General features: G+C 72.6%; 14 protein-coding genes and 1 pseudogene. 3 read left to right on the plus strand and 12 right to left on the minus strand.

What is annotated here, in order from left to right:
• Nucleotides 1–29: 29 nt before the first annotated feature.
• The 4 genes from ACFWTE_RS20645 to mraZ all read right to left on the minus strand — a co-directional run bounded on the left by ACFWTE_RS20645 (nt 30) and on the right by mraZ (nt 4,267).
• Nucleotides 30–2,012 (minus strand): peptidoglycan D,D-transpeptidase FtsI family protein, encoded by a 1,983-nt coding sequence (locus tag ACFWTE_RS20645; protein WP_378781246.1) that lies wholly within the window; start codon nt 2,010–2,012, stop codon nt 30–32.
• On the minus strand, nt 2,009–2,449 hold the full coding sequence (locus ACFWTE_RS20650) for a hypothetical protein (protein WP_378781247.1): 441 nt from the start codon (nt 2,447–2,449) through the stop codon (nt 2,009–2,011). The genes ACFWTE_RS20645 and ACFWTE_RS20650 overlap by 4 nt, the downstream gene beginning before the upstream one ends.
• A gap of 9 nt (nt 2,450–2,458) precedes the next feature.
• Nucleotides 2,459–3,556 (minus strand): 16S rRNA (cytosine(1402)-N(4))-methyltransferase RsmH, encoded by a 1,098-nt coding sequence (rsmH, locus tag ACFWTE_RS20655; protein WP_378781258.1) that lies wholly within the window; start codon nt 3,554–3,556, stop codon nt 2,459–2,461.
• 279 nt (nt 3,557–3,835) lie between these two features.
• Nucleotides 3,836–4,267 (minus strand): division/cell wall cluster transcriptional repressor MraZ, encoded by a 432-nt coding sequence (gene mraZ, locus ACFWTE_RS20660; protein WP_378781249.1) that lies wholly within the window; start codon nt 4,265–4,267, stop codon nt 3,836–3,838.
• A gap of 436 nt (nt 4,268–4,703) precedes the next feature.
• Here mraZ and ACFWTE_RS20665 point away from each other — a divergent pair, with 436 nt between their 5' ends.
• The 3 genes from ACFWTE_RS20665 to ACFWTE_RS20675 all read left to right on the plus strand — a co-directional run bounded on the left by ACFWTE_RS20665 (nt 4,704) and on the right by ACFWTE_RS20675 (nt 9,556).
• Nucleotides 4,704–5,696 (plus strand): AAA family ATPase, encoded by a 993-nt coding sequence (locus ACFWTE_RS20665; RefSeq protein WP_378781250.1) that lies wholly within the window; start codon nt 4,704–4,706, stop codon nt 5,694–5,696.
• A gap of 255 nt (nt 5,697–5,951) precedes the next feature.
• Nucleotides 5,952–7,172, plus strand: coding sequence for a DUF58 domain-containing protein (locus tag ACFWTE_RS20670; protein WP_378781259.1), 1,221 nt, complete (start codon nt 5,952–5,954; stop codon nt 7,170–7,172).
• Between the two features lie 8 nt (nt 7,173–7,180).
• Nucleotides 7,181–9,556 (plus strand): transglutaminaseTgpA domain-containing protein, encoded by a 2,376-nt coding sequence (locus tag ACFWTE_RS20675; RefSeq protein WP_378781261.1) that lies wholly within the window; start codon nt 7,181–7,183, stop codon nt 9,554–9,556.
• A 285-nt stretch (nt 9,557–9,841) separates the two neighbouring features.
• On the opposite strand, the gene ACFWTE_RS20680 is transcribed toward ACFWTE_RS20675, so the two are convergent.
• The 8 genes and pseudogenes from ACFWTE_RS20680 to ACFWTE_RS20715 form a co-directional block, all read right to left on the minus strand.
• Nucleotides 9,842–10,249: a DUF3040 domain-containing protein gene (locus tag ACFWTE_RS20680; RefSeq protein ID WP_378781251.1), complete on the minus strand. Its 408-nt coding sequence runs from the start codon at nt 10,247–10,249 to the stop codon at nt 9,842–9,844.
• A 242-nt stretch (nt 10,250–10,491) separates the two neighbouring features.
• A complete protein-coding gene (gene dinB, locus ACFWTE_RS20685) occupies nt 10,492–11,778 on the minus strand; it encodes a DNA polymerase IV (protein WP_378781252.1) in 1,287 nt (428 codons plus the stop codon).
• A gap of 198 nt (nt 11,779–11,976) precedes the next feature.
• Entirely contained in the window at nt 11,977–12,774 is a 798-nt protein-coding gene (locus ACFWTE_RS20690; RefSeq protein WP_378781253.1) for a methyltransferase domain-containing protein, read from the minus strand.
• Between the two features lie 50 nt (nt 12,775–12,824).
• Complete coding sequence (gene nusB, locus ACFWTE_RS20695) at nt 12,825–13,238, minus strand: transcription antitermination factor NusB (RefSeq protein WP_330092327.1); 414 nt, start codon at nt 13,236–13,238, stop codon at nt 12,825–12,827.
• Entirely contained in the window at nt 13,238–13,801 is a 564-nt protein-coding gene (gene efp / locus ACFWTE_RS20700; RefSeq protein ID WP_378781254.1) for an elongation factor P, read from the minus strand. Before efp ends, nusB begins: the two co-directional genes overlap by 1 nt.
• Nucleotides 13,802–13,952: 151 nt before the next feature.
• On the minus strand, nt 13,953–15,035 hold the full coding sequence (gene aroB / locus ACFWTE_RS20705; RefSeq protein WP_378781256.1) for a 3-dehydroquinate synthase: 1,083 nt from the start codon (nt 15,033–15,035) through the stop codon (nt 13,953–13,955).
• Complete coding sequence (locus ACFWTE_RS20710; RefSeq protein WP_378781262.1) at nt 15,032–15,544, minus strand: shikimate kinase; 513 nt, start codon at nt 15,542–15,544, stop codon at nt 15,032–15,034. Before ACFWTE_RS20710 ends, aroB begins: the two co-directional genes overlap by 4 nt.
• A 126-nt stretch (nt 15,545–15,670) precedes the next feature.
• A pseudogene (locus ACFWTE_RS20715) lies at nt 15,671–15,738 on the minus strand (family 1 glycosylhydrolase); the annotation flags it as partial.

Raw genomic sequence — 15,738 nt, forward strand, 5'->3', positions numbered from 1 at the left:
GCCCCTCCGGGGCCGGAGGGCGCGTGCGGTTAGGAAGTGCCCTCCTCCTCGAACAGCCGGATGGCGGGCGGTTCGGTGTCCGTCGGCGGGACCTTCAACGACTTCAGCGCGAAGGACATGATGTCGTTGAACACCGGTCCGGCCGCCTCTCCGCCGTAGTAGGTGCCCTGCGGGTTGTGCAGGACCACCTGCACGACGACCTCCGGGTCGTCCGCGGGAGCGAAACCCGAGAAGGTCGCCGTGTAGCCGCCGTCCTCGTAGCTGCCCGTCTCCGGGTTGATGCGGTTGGCGGTGCCCGTCTTGCCCGCGACCCGGTACCCGTCGATGCGGGCCTGCGGGGCGGTGCCCTCGTCGCTGGTGACCGCCTCCAGCATGAGCGCGAGCTGTTCGGCCGTCTCCTCGCTGAGAACCCGTCGCTGCTCGGGCTCCTCCGCGGGGGTGAACTCCCCGTCGGTGTCCACCGTCCCGGCGACCAGTGTCGGGGACACCCGCACGCCGCCGTTGGCGACGGTGGAGTACACCGAGGCCATCTGCGCGGCGTTCACCGACAGCCCGTGCCCGATGGACACCGACGGCAGCTGGGTTCCCCACCAGTCGTCGGGGTCCGTCAGCACGCCGGCCTCCTCGCCGGGCAGGTTCAGCCCGGTCGGCTGGCCGAGCCCGAAGTCCTCGATGTAGGAGTGCAGGAGCCCGGCCTGCACCTGGTCGGCGATCTTGATGGTGCCGACGTTGCTGGACTGGGCCATGATGCCGTTGACCGTGAGGCGCTGTGTGCCGTCGTTGCTGGAGTTGCGGAAGGTCTGGTCGTAGTACTGCAGGGAGTACGGCACGGTGTACACCGTGTCCGGGGTGGTGAGCCCCTCCTCCAGTGCCGCGCCGACCGTGATGACCTTGTTGGTGCTGCCCGGTTCGAAGGTCTCCGCGACGGCCCCGTTGGACCACTGCTCGGGCCCGGTGGAGTCGATGTCGGCCTGGGAGTAGGTCGGGAAGTCGGCCATCGCGAGGACCTCCCCGGTGCCGACGCGCTCCACGACGACACTGCCCGCGACGGCGTCGAGCTCCTCCACCCTCTGGGCGAGGGTCTGCGCGGCGTACCACTGGATGTCCTGGTCCAGGGTCAGCCGGACGTCCTGACCGGGCACGGGCTCGCGGACCAGGCCTCCGGCCATGGGGATCTGGGTGCCGTCGGCGCCGACCTCGACCTGCCGCGTACCCGAGTCGCCCGCCAGGGTGCTGTCGAGGTAGCCCTCCAGGCCCTCCAGGCCGTGGCCCTCCGAGCCCACGAACCCGACCAGGTCCGCTGCCCCGGTCTCCTCCGGGTAGACGCGGTCGTAGGCCACCTCCGAGCCCACACCGGACAGGCCCAGGTCGCGCAGCTCCGCCCAGTCGCGGGGCAGGATCTCCGTGGCCACCACCTGGTAGCGGCTGGGCGTGGCGTCGACCTTCGCGGTGACCTCGGCCTCGTCCAGGTCGAAACGGGTGACGAGCTCGTCGATCAGCTGGGCGCGCTCGTCCTCTTCGACCTCCTCGGGGTCGACGAAGACGGTGCGCACCTCCACCGACAGGGCGAACGGGTTCCCCCCGGCGTCGGTGATCTCTCCGCGCAGGGTGGGGATGTCGATGGTCTGGAGACGGGTCTGGGAGGCCGCCTCGGCGTACTGCTCCGCCTCCAGGCCCTGGATCTGCACCAGGCGCCCGGCGAAGAGCACCATGATGACGACGATCAGCACGCCGCCGAACTTGATGCGGCTGTGCGGCTCCCCCCGTCGGAAGGTGCGGCGCAGCAGGGGCGGGGGCGGAGGGGGCGCCGACCGGGGCCGAGCGGCGCCCCGGTCCCCGTCGCGCCCCCCGCGCGCGGACCGCCCCTCGGCTCGTGCCGAGGAGCGGGCGCGGGTGCCGCCGACCGGGCGGCGCGGTTCACGCTGGGAGCGCTTGCTGGGCCGGGCTCCGGAGCGGCTCGCCGCTCCGGGCCTGCGGGGGTCGCGGGGGCGTCGGTCCCTCGGTGCGCTCACTCACCGCTCCCGGCGCTCCCGGCGATCTCACCGTTCTCCGGGTCGAGGAAGAGCGGGGCCTCGCCCTGTTCCATGCCCATGGACTCGGCCTCCTCGCTGATCCGCTCGGAGGCCTCCAGGTGGGCGACGTTGTTGCGGCGCTGCTGCTCCTCCTGCGAGAGCTCCCGGTTCTCCGCCTGGAGGCTAGTGATGACGAACGCCTCCTGGGCGATGACACTGCGCAGCACCAGCAGGCCGACCAGCGCCCCGCCGAGCAGGCACAGGACGAGAAGGACGAAGGGGATGCGCGGCGCGCGCCCGTGGCCGCCCGGGGCCGCTCGGCCGCGTGCCGTCCCGGGTTCACGGGCCGCGGCCCGCTTGGCCGAGGCGGGGGCGGTGCCCCCTCCTCCCCCGGCCCGGCGTGCCGGTGCTCGACGCGTGTCCGTCCTCGTGCTCATCTGGTCTCCCTACTGCCGCGGCGGCCGTACCCGTTCGGCCGCCCGGAGACGGGCCGACTGGGCGCGCGGGTTGCGTTCGTTCTCTTCGTCCGAGGGGAGCTCGGCCCCCCGGGTGAGGAGCCGGAGTTCGGGCTGCCGGTCAGGGAGGGGGACGGGCAGGCCCACGGGTGTGGTGTCGGTCGCCAGGGCGGCGAACGCCCTCTTGGCCATCCGGTCCTCCAGCGAGTGGTAGGACAGGACCGCGATGCGCCCCCCGAGGCCCAGCCGGGAGATCGCGGCGGGCAGGGTGCGCTCCAGGATGGAGAGCTCGGCGTTGACCTCGATGCGCAGACCCTGGAAGGCGCGCTTGGCCGGGTGGCCGCCGGTGCGGCGGGTCGCCGCCGGGATCGCGTCGCGGACCAGCTCGGCGAGTTCGCGCGTCGAATCGAGGGGTCCCTGCTCGCGCCGCCGCTCGATGGCCCTGGCGACGCGGGAGGCGAAGCGCTCCTCGCCGTAGGACCGCAGGACACGGGTGAGCTCACCGACGGGGTAGGTGTTGACGATCTCGGCCGCGGTCAGGGACTGGGACCGGTCCATGCGCATGTCCAGCGGCGCGTCGTGGGCGTAGGCGAAACCGCGGTCGGTCTCGTCCAGCTGCGGTGAGGACACGCCCAGGTCGAGCAGGACGGCGTCGGCCTCGGTGACTCCCGCCTCGTCCAGCGCCCGTGGGATGTCGGAGTAGACCGCGTGCACGAAGTGGGTGCGGTCCGCGTAGGGGGCGAGACGCGCGGCACTGCGCTCCAGGGCGGTGGTGTCGCGGTCGACGCCGACCAGGCGCATCGTGGGGCAGGCCCTGAGCAGGGCCTCGGAGTGGCCTCCCAGGCCCAGGGTGCCGTCCACGAGCACGGAGCCGGGCGCGGTGAGCGCGGGGGCGAGGAGTTCGACGATCCGGTCGAGCATGACCGGGACGTGCAGCGGGCCCTCCCGGCGCTCTCTGCCCGCCTCGGACGGCGGTTCCGGCGCGGTCTGCTCCGTGCGGCGGTCACCGCTGTCGGTGTCGCCGGTGCTCTCGTGCTCGCTGGCCGAGCCGTCCCCTTCGGGGTGCTCGCCTTGCCGGGTGTCCCCCATGCTGTGCTGTTCCTCCACGCTTTCGCCGTCTCCCCTGGTCGCCGCGGTAGCGCCGTGTTGGTGCGCTCCGCGGTGTCCTTCGCGTGGCCCGACCGGGTTCCGGCAGGGCCATCCGGACACGGCCGCTATTGTCCACCGTTCGGCGGGCTCGCGTTCACGACCTGGCACCGGGGAAGTCGCGCCAGGTCGCGTGTGCCGTGTCCGGAGGCCGTTGCCGGCCCCGGGTCTGCAAGGGGTGTGACTGTTGTGCCGCTCGTTCCGGCGGTGGCTCCGCCGGGTTCACAGCACCCCGGGCAGCACCTCCTCCGAGAGCTGCGCGAAGGCCTGTTCCTGCTCGGCCTCGTACTCGGACCACGCGTCGGCGTCCCAGATCTCCAGGCGGGTGTTGGCGCCGATGACCACGCACTCGCGTTCGAGACCCGCGTACTCGCGAAGCTTCGACGGGATGGTCACCCGGCCCTGCTTGTCGCAGGTCTCGTCGGAGGCACTGGCGAAGAGGACCCTGCTGTAGTCGCGGACCGACTTGGCCGTGACCGGGGTGCTGGCGAGCGCGTCGGTGATGCGCTGGAACTCCTCCGCCGGGAAGACGTAGAGGCAGCGCTCCTGGCCCTTGGTGACCACCAGACCCCCCGACAGCTCGTCGCGGTACTTCGCGGGAAGGAACAACCGTCCCTTCTCGTCGAGGCGAGGCGTGTGGGTGCCGAGGAACACACTCCCACCCCCTCACTCCCCGAAGTGGAGAATTCACCCTCTCCACGCTGCTCCACCTTACTCCACTCTTCCCCACCGTCAACAGCTCCAATCGGGATTCACCCCCTGAAGGATCGACAAATGCGCAGGTCAGGACGGTGGAGCGCGAGAGGCGCGTGCGGGCGCCACCGGGTGTCGCCTTGCGCTCTCCCCACACATACCCTCCGACCTGCGAAAACGATCCCTTCCTCGCGCGCGGGCGCGCGTGGGCCAGACAGGGTGCGCCGAACGGGGGCGCCAAGGCCCAACAGAGCGATTCGGGCCCTTTGACCTCTTTGGTTGACCGTGGAATCAATCGTCCGCCGATTCCGGCGCTTTGGTTTGCAATCGCTCCGATTGGGCCTAGCCTCGGTTCCGAACACCGACACACGAAGCCATACGGAGCGGGAGGGGTCTCGTGTCACTCGGCACACACCACGGCGGTCGCGGGGGCGGCGTCCAGGAGGACGTCAGCGGGATCGTCGCCGTGGCGGACCGCATCCGCGGCGCGATCGAGACGGTCATCGAGGGCAAGCCGGAGGTGCTGCGCATCGCTCTGACGGTCCTGCTCGCCGAGGGCCACCTGCTCATCGAGGACGTTCCCGGCGTCGGCAAGACCATGCTGGCCAAGGCCCTGGGGCGGGCGGTGGACTGCTCCGTGCAGCGCGTCCAGTTCACCCCGGACCTGCTGCCCAGCGACATCACCGGCGTCAGCGTCTACCACCAGGACCGGCGCGAGTTCGAGTTCAACCCGGGCCCGGTCTTCGCCAACATCGTGCTGGGCGACGAGATCAACCGGGCCTCGCCCAAGACCCAGGCGGCCCTCCTGGAGTGCATGGCCGAGCGCCAGGTCAGCGTCGACGGGCAGACCCGCGCCCTGGAACGGCCGTTCATGGTGGTGGCCACGCAGAACCCCTCGGACATGGAGGGCACCTACGCGCTCCCCGAGGCGCAGCGCGACCGGTTCATGGCCCGCGTGTCCGTGGGCTACCCGGCACCGCAGGCCGAACTCGACATGATCGACTCGCACAGCTCCCGCTCCCCCCTGGACACCCTCGCCCCGGTCACCGACGCCGAGCAGATCCGCGACCTCACCGACCGGGTGCGCACGGTCCACGTCGCCCCCGGCATGCGCCGCTACGTCGTCGACCTCGTCAACTCCACCCGGACCAGCCCGGACCTGCGCCTGGGCGCCTCACCGCGCGCGACCCTGCACCTGGTGCGGGCGGCACGCGCCTACGCCGCCCTGGACGGGCGGCACTACGTCGTCCCCGACGACGTGCAGGCCCTGGCCGTACCGGTGCTCGCGCACCGGCTGCTGCCCGCGCCGGAGGCGCAGATGGAGCGCCTCTCGGCCGAACAGATCGTCGCCAAGCTGGTCGCGCGCCTGCCCGTGCCCGGACCGCAGTAGCCGCGGTCGGCCGGAGGCCGCGGCGCCCCGCTCCTCCCGTTCCCCCGCCCGTCCTCCCCGCACCGCCGGGTCCGGGCCTCCTCCGAGAGAGGGTCCATGCGCCCGCCCGTCGTCCGCCACCAGACGCCTCCCCCGCACACCCCGCCACCTCCCCTCCACCACGGAGCGCCGCCCCCGCCGCCCGTCGCGGACCACCCCCGCACGCGGCCCGCGCAGGAGCGGCCTCGACGGACGCTCACCCCGCGCGGCGCGTTCATGCTCGTCTTCGGCGTGATCGCCCTGGTGGCCGGTTTCGCCGTCGGGCAACGTGAACTCGTGGGTGTGGGCGTGCTCCTCACCGTGGTGCCGCCGCTCTCCGCACTGACGGTCCTGGGAGCCGCATCCCGGATCGTGCACAGCCGGACCGTGGCACCCACCCGCGTCGCGACCGGCCACGACGCCCGGGTCCTGGTCCGGGTCGGCAACTCCTCGTCCGCCTGGCCGGTCGCCTCGGTATCCGTCGAGGACACCCTGCCCGTCCCCCTGGGCGCCGAGCCCCGGTACACAGTGGGCTACCTCGGGCCGCGCTCCGTCCGCGACGTCTCCTACCTCGTGCGGCCCGCCGGACGGGGAAACTACCCGGTGGGCCCGCTGCGCGTGGCGGTGACCGACCCCCTGGGGTGCGTGCGCGTCAGCCGCCGGGTCGGCGCCCCCACCCACCTGCTCGTGACCCCTGTGACCGTCCCCCTGCCGACGCTGGGCTCCGCCGACGGTTCGCAGGGGGAGGAGTCGCCCCGTCGCTCGTTGACCGGCGCGGGGGAGCAGGACCCGGTGCCGCGCGAGTACCAGTACGGCGACGAGCTGCGCAGGGTCCACTGGCGTTCCACCGCCAAGCACGGTGAGCTGATGGTGCGCCGGGACGAACAGCACTGGCGGGAGAACAGCACGATCCTGCTGGACACCCGGCGGTCCGCCCACGGGTCGGAGGGACCCGCGGGGTCCCTGGAGACGGCGGTCAGCGTGGCCGCGTCCGTGGCACTGAACCTGCTCGACGGCGGCCACGGCCTGCGCTTGCACACCGAGCGCGGCCGCGTTCCGACCATGAGCGCGGCCGGCGTCCTGGACGGTCTGGCCGTGGCGGAACCCTCCGACACCCCCGGGCTGCTCGGCGGCATCGGCCTGCTCGGCAACTCCCGCGGCACGTCCAGCCTCATCGTGGCCGTCCTGGGCGCGCTGACCCCCGAGGAGGCCGCGGCCCTGGCCCGCACCGGCGGCAGCGGGGCGCGGGTCGCCGTACTGTGTGCCCGGGCCGCCTGGGCCGGACACGACGCCGTGGGCGGGGTCCGCGACATCCTGGTGTCCGCCGGGTGGCGCGTCCTCGTCCTGTCCTCCCTCGCGGAGCTGCCGCGGCTGTGGAGCCTCGCGGCGGCCCCCACCGGAACGAACGCCTCCGCACGGGCCGCCGCGCCCCGCACCCCCGGAAAGGGCCCGCGTTGAGAGCACTGATGCCCCTGGCGTCCCTGGTCTGCCTGCTGGCGGCACTGCCGCTGCTGGGCACGGTCGTGCACGGTGGGACCTGGTGGGTCCCCGCCGCCGTCCTGACGGCCGCGGTGGCCGGGATTTCCGCCCTGTACCGCCTGAGCGGGTGGAACTCCCTCCCCGTGCCGTTCCTCCAGCTGTTCGCGGTCGCGTTCCTCAGCACCCCCCTCTTCGCCCCCCAGGGGGCCCTCCTCGGGCTCCTGCCCTCAGCGGACTCGTTGGATCACCTGGTGCGGGCGTTCGAGGAGGGCATCGCCACCATCGACGGGAACCCACCGCCGGTGGCGGCCTCCGCCGGGGTGACGATGATCATCGCTCTGGTGTTCGCGGTGTTCGCGATGGCCTCGGACTTCCTCGCGGTGACCGCACGCTGCCCCGGCATGGTCGGCGGCCTCCTGCTGGCGCTGGTGGCCGTCCCGCTGGTGGTGGACGACGGCGGTGTCGGGGTGGTCGCCGCGGTCTCCTGCGCCGTCGGATTCCTGCTCATGCTCGCGGTGGACATGTGGGTGCGCGGTCGCGAGTGGGGCATGCGCGTCCCCGACGGGCACGACTCGTCGGCGCGCCTGCTGAGCGGGGTGCGCCGCGTGGTCACGGTGTCGGTGGCCTCGGCCGCCGCCGTCCTGCTCGCCGTGACGGTGCCGCTGGCGATCCCCTCCCTGCGCAGCGACGTGTTCTACACGATGGCCGACGGGGCCTACATCGGCGTCGGCGGGGACGTCATCACCACGACGCACCCGCTGGTCTCGCTCCGCCGGGAGCTGGGGGCCTCCTCCGACCGGACGGTGCTGACCTACCGCACCGACGCCGAGGAGCCCGACTACCTGCGCACGTACGTGCTGGACGAGTTCGACGGCGAGAACTGGACGATGTCCCCGGTGAGCGCGTCGGGCGACACCCTGGCCAGGGGGGAGCTCCCCCTGCCCGCGGGATGGGACGGGGAACCCTCCGGCACCCCCGTGACGACACGGATCTCCCTGGACTCCGACTCGCCCAGGATGGACTTCCTGCCGCTGCCGTACTGGGCGCGCGCGGTGGACGCACCCGGCGAGTGGTACGCCGACCCCGACAGTCTCATGGTGTTCACCACGGACAGCCCGCCCACCGGTCTGAACTTCTCCGTGGAGACGGTGGACCGGACTCCCTCGGGGGACGAGCTGGCCGCCTCCGGGACCCCCCGCTCGCTTCCGGGCGACCACCGGAGCCTTCCGAGCGGTCTGGACCCGGCGGTGCAGACCCTGACCGACGACCTCGTCGCGGACGCGGAGTCGCCGTACGAGCGGGCCGTGGCGCTCCAGGAGTACTTCACCGGAGGCCTGTTCACCTACGACCTGTCCCCGCCGGGAGTGCCCGAGGGCGCCGACCCGCTCACCCACTTCCTCCTGGAGGACCGGGTGGGCTACTGCGAGCAGTTCGCCGGGGCCATGGCGATCATGGCCCGCCAGGCCGACATCCCCGCGCGGGTCGCCGTGGGTTACACGGCCGGTGAGCTCCGGGGGGACGGCCGGTGGGCGGTGTCGGTGGGCGACGCCCACGCGTGGCCCGAACTGTACTTCGAGGACGCGGGCTGGGTGCGGTTCGAGCCGACCCCCGCCGCGAGCGGTGGCGCGGGGCAGGGTTCCGCGACGGTGCCCGACTACGCGTCCGGCGGCGGCACCGGGGAGCGGACCCCGGAGGAGCCACGGGACCCGGCCACCGAGGACCCCGAGAACACGGAACCGGGTGCGGACCCCCAGGAGCCCAGCGGGTCACCTGAGGAGAGCGCCCCTCCCCAGGAGGGCGAGGAGCCCGGGGCCGCCACGGCCACCGGGGGCGGTTCGACGGCCGGCCCCGACCTGTCGTGGCTTCCCGCTGCGGGCGGCGTGGTCGGAGCACTGCTGCTGCTGGCGCTGCCCGCCCTGGTGCGGGCCCTGGTGCGCTGGTCCCGGGTCGCCTCCCTCTCGGGCGGCGACCCGGCGGCGGGCGCGCACACCGCCTGGCGGGAGCTTCGGGACACCTGCCTGGACCTGGGCGGCGCATGGGTGCTGGCCGAGAGCCCGCGTGCCACGGCCGAACGGCTGTCCCGCTTCTCCGCGCAGACCGGTCGCGCCGGTGAGGGGCCGCCCCCTGTGCCGGCGGAGGCCGTCGCGGCGCTGTGGCGGATCGCGCTGGCCGAGGAGTCGGCGCGCTACGCGCCCGCGCCGACCGGCACAGCCGATCTGCGCGGGGACCTGGGGACGGCCTGCGCCGGTCTGGCCGCGGCGACCGGGCCGGGTACCCGGATCCGCGCGGTCCTGCTGCCGCGGTCCCTGGCCCCCTGGTGCCGGCCGCGTCCGGCACCAGGCCCGGCCACCGCGACCCCGTAGGACACCGCCGCCCCGACCCGCGTCACGGGTCGGGGCGGCCCGGGTTTCGGCCAGCCTCGAAGACGCTTAACAAGCCGCACCAAAGCAAAGTCTGAACTAATCCACGACGGGCGATTCGTGCTTGCCGCACGGGCCCAACGACAACGTGGTGGGGCCCCGCGAAGATCTGCGGGACCCCACCACGTGACGGTGCGCGTCCGATCCGGGGACCGGACACGAACCGGCGTCATGGGAGGCGCGACCACGCGCCCGACGGCCACACGGGGCGGCCGCGGGTCAGCGGGATCACTCCTCGCCTTCCTGGCGACGACGCCAGCGCTCCTCGAAGCGGTTCATCATGCCGGGACGGCTTCCGCCCCGGCGCTTCTGTTTGGGCTCTGCCGATGCCACCGCGGCCTCGGCACCCCCACCGGACGCCTTGCGCCACGCGTTGGCCCCCCACAGGAAGCACGACAGCATGACGAGGAAACCGAGGACGCTGATGGTGACCTGGACAGCGGTGGGCTGGAGCATCAGCCCCGTCATCAGCAAAACGATGCCGACGACGAATCCGAGCCCGGCCTTGATGATCCAGCGCTTGTAATGGACCGCGGGGTTCGTCTGCCGAACAGTGTTCGCGAACTTCGGGTCCTCGGCATACAGCGCCCGCTCGATCTGGTCGAGCATGCGCTGCTCGTGTTCAGAGAGCGGCACGGCGCCTCCCTACGACAGTCCCCGATTGGGGTGACGGGTACTGATGAACATTCTCTTGGTCAGTGGTATGCCCAGAATACGTTGTACTAGCGCCTGGTGGAAAGAAAAGCTGCGCGCGTACCTGACCCACAACGGTCACGATACCCTCGCCCTGTATCGGAAACACCGGCTTCCAAGCCTCTCTTCTACCCTGACTCCGGTCGTACCCTTAGAACGCTCCGAGGGCGCCGGAAGTTGCCGCATCATACGTCGTTTTCGTCACGCTTGGCCAACACGGCCGACTGTATCGCGCCTGGACCGAAACGGGCTGTTACCCGGTCCATAACCCGTTCAACGTCCCGCCAACCAGAGTCCTCCTCCCCCAACGCCAATTGACGATGGGCCTGCTCCGCCGGGGCGACCCCCTCGACACGTACGCCGATCAGGCGCAACGGCGTCCGGCGCAGGCCGGAGGCGGCGTACAGTTCGCGGGCGACAGCGTTGATCTCGCGGGCCACGTCAGTGCTCTCGGCCAGGGTCCGCGACCGGGTGATCGTGGAGAAATCCGCTCGGCGCAGCTTCACGCTCACCGTGCGCCCCACCTGGCCCGACGCCCTCAGCCGTCGCCCCACCTTCTCCGCGAGCCTCAGCAGCTCCCTGTCAACCATCTCCGGGTCGGCGACGTCCTCGTCGAAGGTCTCCTCGGCACCGACGCTCTTGTCGGCGGACTCCTGGACGACCACGCTCTCGTCCACGCCCCGGGCCAGCGCGGCCAAGCGGCTGCCCGCCTTGTTTCCCAGCTCCATCCGCAGCATGTCCGGCTCGTACCGGGCCAGCTGGCCGACCGTGCGCAGGCCCAGAGCGACCAGGGTCTGCTCGGTCCTGTCCCCCACCCCGGGCAGCGCGCCCACCGGGAGCGGGTCCAAAAACCCCCGCACGTCGGCGGTGGGTACCAGCAGCAGCCCGTCGGGCTTGCAGTGCGTGGAGCCCAGCTTCGCGGTGAAGCGGTTGGCGGCCACCCCGACCGAGCAGGTGAGGCGCTGCTCGGAGCGCACGCGCTCACGGATCATCGCGGCGATGCGCACCGGTCCGCCCAGACGGCGCCGGGCTCCGGACACGTCCAGGAACGCCTCGTCCAGGGAGAGCGGCTGCACCACCGGGGTCACCGAGCGCAGGATGTCCATCACGGCCTCCGACGCCTGCCGGTAGGCGGCGCCGTCGGGTGGGAAGACCGCGGCCTCCGGGCACAGGCGCAGTGCCCGCGCCATGGGCATCGCCGAGTGCACGCCCTTCGCCCGGGCGAGGTAGTCGGCGGAGGAGACGACGCTGCGCGGACCGGTGCCGCCCACGATGACGGGGCGGTCGCGTGCCTCGGGGTGGCGCAGCTGCTCGACACTCGCGAAGAACGCGTCCATGTCCAGGTGCAGGATGTGGCAGTCGGAGTCGGGGCCGGACCCGTCCTCGGGGAAGTCGACGCCCAACGGCACGATGCCGTCCGGGGAGACCATGCCGCGGAGTGCGGCACCGCGTTCCAGCTGACGTCGGCTCATGGGACCAGGTTATGCCCTGACGCAGTGTGTGCGCCCCCCGGGTGCCGTGGCCCCGCCGCACCGGGGTGAAGGCCCGGACCGGGCCGCGGGGGGGCACGCCGCCTGGCTCCGCGCGTAGGAGGGCTGCGGGTGTCCGGGGAGGCGCGCGACGGTGTCGCCGCCGGGCTCCGGCACGGGGGAGGGCCGGGGCCCTCCCCCTCAGGGCCGGTGGGCGATGGCGTGCAGCTGTGTGGCGAAGCCGATCAGCTCGGGGTGTTCGGCGGCGGACCGCTCCAGCTCCACCAGGTGCTGCCCGGCCTGGGCGTCGCCCTCCCAGGCGTGCCCGGGCACCAGGTCGGCGAAGACCCTGACCCCGCGGACGCTCTCCCCGGTCAGGCCGGCCCCGCCGACCAGTTCCAGGAGCTGGCGCCTGGTGAAACGGCGCGGCATCGGGTCGCCCTCGCCCCAGCGCCCGTCCGGGTCGCCGAGCAGGTGGTGTGCCTCAGCGATGTGCCCGGCCAGGGCACGGTGCAGCGCGCCGGCCGCCGCGTTGGTGACGAGCAGGCTCACGGCACCGCCCTCACGGGTGATGCCGACCACGTCGCGCAGCGCCGCGACGGGGTCCTCCACGTACTCCAGCACGTTGTGCACCAGTACGAGGTCGGCGCTGCCGGGCGCGAACAGGGACGCCAGGTCGCGGGTCTCCCCCTGGACCCCGCGCACCGTCACGCCCTGCTCGGCCGCACGGCGTTCGAGGGCCGCGAGGGAGTCGGGGCTGGGCTCGACGACCGTCACACGGTGGCCGAGCTCGGCGAGCGGGACCGCGGCTCCGCCGGTACCCCCGCCCGCGTCGACGATCTCCAGGGGGCCGTCCTGCGCGAGCTCCTCCAGCAGCCGTGAGAGGGCGTCCCACACGACCGCCGTCCTGGCCGCTCCGGCGGCCCGCGCCGGGCCGGTCGCCCAACCCGCGCCGGAGCCTCCGCCGGTGGTCGCGCTCACGCCGGTCCTGTCAGTCACTTGCGTCCCCTCAAGCACGTTGCCCCGACCGTCCCGCCTGTGCGGCGGTGTCAGAGCGAGAGCGTCGCCTTGTTCTCCATCAAGCGTGACAGAAGTCCGCTGATGAAGTTGGGCGACTCGTCGGTGGAGAGCTCCTTGGCCACACCGACGGCCTCGGCGATCGCGACGCCGTCGGGGATGTCCTCGGCCCAGAGCAGCTCGTAGGCGCCCATCCGGAGGATGTTGCGGTCGACGACCGGCATGCGCTCCAGGGTCCAGCCGATGGCGTAGGTGTCCAGGAGTTCGTCGATGCGCTCACGCCGTCCGTCGACCGAGCGGGCCAGGTCCTCCGTGAACTCGTTGATCGGAGGCTCGGGCTGGGCCCGGCGGCGCTTGATGACGTCCTCCACCGAGGTGCCGCGCACCTCGGCCTCGTAGAGGACCTCGACCGCGCGCCGACGTGCCTTGCGCCGTGCACCGCTCATCAGTTGACTCGCCCGAGGTAGTCGCCCGTGCGGGTGTCGACCTTGACGCGCTCGCCGGTGGTGATGAACAGGGGCACCTGGATGGTGGCGCCGGTCTGGACGGTCGCGGGCTTGGTGCCGCCGGTGGAGCGGTCGCCCTGGACGCCCGGGTCGGTCTGGGTGATCTCCAGCTCGACGGCGGCGGGCAGCTCGATGTAGAGCGGGTTGCCCTCGTTGGTGGCCACGGTGACCTTGGTGTTCTCCAGCAGGAAGTCGCTGTTGCCGCCGACGACCGTCGCGGAGACCGGAAGCTGGTCGAAGGTCTGGGTGTCCATGAAGATGAAGGACTCGCCGTCGTGGTACAGGTACTCCATGTCACGGCGGTCCACGCTGGCGAACTCGACCCGTGCGCCCGCGTTGAAGGTCTTGTCGACGATCTTGCCGGTCAGCACGTTCTTGAGCTTGGTGCGGACGAACGCGCCGCCCTTGCCCGGCTTGACGTGCTGGAACTCCAGGACGCTCCAGAGGACGCCGCCGTCGAGTCGCAGGGTCGTGCCGTTCTTGATGTCGTTCGTCGAGGCCACTTCGGTCGTCTCTCCAGGGGTGTGACACGTCGGGGACCGGACCCGGGGGACCGGCCGGTGGTCGGTGGGGCGGTGCGCGGGCACCTCGGGGACCTCCCCGAGTGCACCAGTGCGCACATCACCTGGGTGCAGTCTAGTGGCTGTGCGGAACTCAGGCGTCGCCCGTGACCGCGCGGTACGCCTCGTCGAGCAGTTCGGGGGAGGGTCCGCTGAGGATGGCGGGGGCGGCCGGGCCGTCCAGGACGACGAAGCGCAGCGTCGCCCCGCGGGCCTTCTTGTCGACGCTCATGGCGGCGCGCAGCTGGGGCCACGCCTCCCGCGCGTAGGAGGTGGGCAGCCCCACCGACGAGAGCAGGGAGCGGTGTCGCTCGACCAGGTCGGTACCGATGCGCCCGTCCAGGCGGGCCAGCTCGGCGGCGTACACCATGCCGATCGCGACCGCGTAGCCGTGCCGGAACGTGTAGTTCTCCGCCCGCTCGACCGCGTGCCCGAGGGTGTGCCCGTAGTTGAGGATCTCGCGGCGACCGCTCTCCCGCAGGTCCCCGGAGACGACGTCGGCCTTGACCCGGATGGCACGCTCGATGAGTTCGCGGGTGTGGGCCCCTTCGGGGCGCGCGGCGCCCTCCGGGTCGTCCTCCACCAGGTCGCAGATCACCGGGTCGTCGATGAAACCGGCCTTGATGATCTCGGCGAGGCCGCCCACGTAGTCGGCCCTGGGCAGGCTCGGCAGGGTGGCGAGGTCGCACAGGACACCGGCCGGGGGGTGGAAGGCGCCGACGAGGTTCTTGCCCTCGGGGGTGTTGATACCGGTCTTGCCGCCGACGGCCGCGTCGACCATGCCGAGCAGCGTCGTGGGCACCAGGACGGAGCGCACCCCGCGCAGCCATGTGGCGGCGACGAAGCCGGCCAGGTCGGTGGCAGCACCCCCGCCGACACCCACGACCGCGTCGCTGCGGGTGAAGTTGCGCTCTCCGAGCCGGGACCACAGGTCGGTGGCGACGGCGGCGGTCTTGGCTGCCTCGCCGTCGGGGACGGGCAGGGAGTGCGCGCGGTAGCCGGCGGACTCCAGGGCACCGACCACGGGGCGCGCGATCCCGCCCAGACCCTCGGGGTGGATGACGGCGACCTGCGCGGCGTCACCGACCAGTGAGGGGAGCTCGGAGAGGACGCCGCTGCCGACGACCACGTCGTAGCGGCCGGAGGGGTCACCGACACCGATGCGGGTCACGGTCACTGCTGGGCCTTTCCGGTGCTCTGTCCGGCCAGTGTGGGCAGGATGGCGTCGACGATCTCTTCGGGGTGGAAGCCGGTCGTTGGCACGGTCACGGTGGCGAGGCCCTCGTAGACGGGCAGGCGCTCGTTGAGCAGCTTGCGCAGCTGCGTCCGGGGGTTGCCGGAGAGCAGGGGACGGGCCGTGTCCATACCGACGCGCTTGGCGGCCTCGCCGAACTCGACCTGGAGGTAGACCACGTGGTGGTCGGCCAGGTCCGCGCGGGTGCTCTGGTCCAGGACGGCGCCGCCGCCGACGGCGATCACGCCCTCCCAGTCGCGCAGGCCCTCGGCGACGACCTCCCGTTCAAGGGCGCGGAAGTGCTCCTCGCCGTCCTCGATGAAGATGTCGCCGACGGGTTTGCCCGCGCGCCGTTCAATCTCGGTGTCGGTGCACAGCAGGTCCGCCCCGAGCCGTTGGGCCAGGGCCTCGCCGACGGTGGACTTGCCCGATCCGGGCGAACCGATGAGCACCGCGATCGCTCTTGCCACGCTCTGCCTGCCTAGGTGGGATCCGGGTCACCGCCCGCGTGCGCGGGTGAGTCGGTGGACCCTCCGTGTGCTGTCCGCGCACCCGCCCGCCGCGTGCCCGCGCGGGGCCGCCGTGTCGCGCACCCGCCAGCCGCCCTCGTCCTCCAGTGCCTGGGGCAGGTCCCAGTGGTAGAGGG

This window comes from Nocardiopsis sp. NPDC058631, assembly GCF_042716955.1.
Taxonomy (GTDB): Bacteria; Actinomycetota; Actinomycetes; order Streptosporangiales; family Streptosporangiaceae; genus Nocardiopsis.

Coding starts and splice junctions, on each gene's coding strand:
- rsmH (WP_378781258.1), bottom strand. CDS start 3,556: ATGGGGGACACCCGGCAAGGCGAGCACCCCGAAGGGGACGGCTCGGCC.
- ACFWTE_RS20675 (WP_378781261.1), top strand. CDS start 7,181: ATGCCCCTGGCGTCCCTGGTCTGCCTGCTGGCGGCACTGCCGCTGCTG.
- ACFWTE_RS20670 (WP_378781259.1), top strand. CDS start 5,952: ATGCTCGTCTTCGGCGTGATCGCCCTGGTGGCCGGTTTCGCCGTCGGG.
- dinB (WP_378781252.1), bottom strand. CDS start 11,778: ATGAGCCGACGTCAGCTGGAACGCGGTGCCGCACTCCGCGGCATGGTC.
- nusB (WP_330092327.1), bottom strand. CDS start 13,238: ATGAGCGGTGCACGGCGCAAGGCACGTCGGCGCGCGGTCGAGGTCCTC.
- ACFWTE_RS20650 (WP_378781247.1), bottom strand. CDS start 2,449: ATGAGCACGAGGACGGACACGCGTCGAGCACCGGCACGCCGGGCCGGG.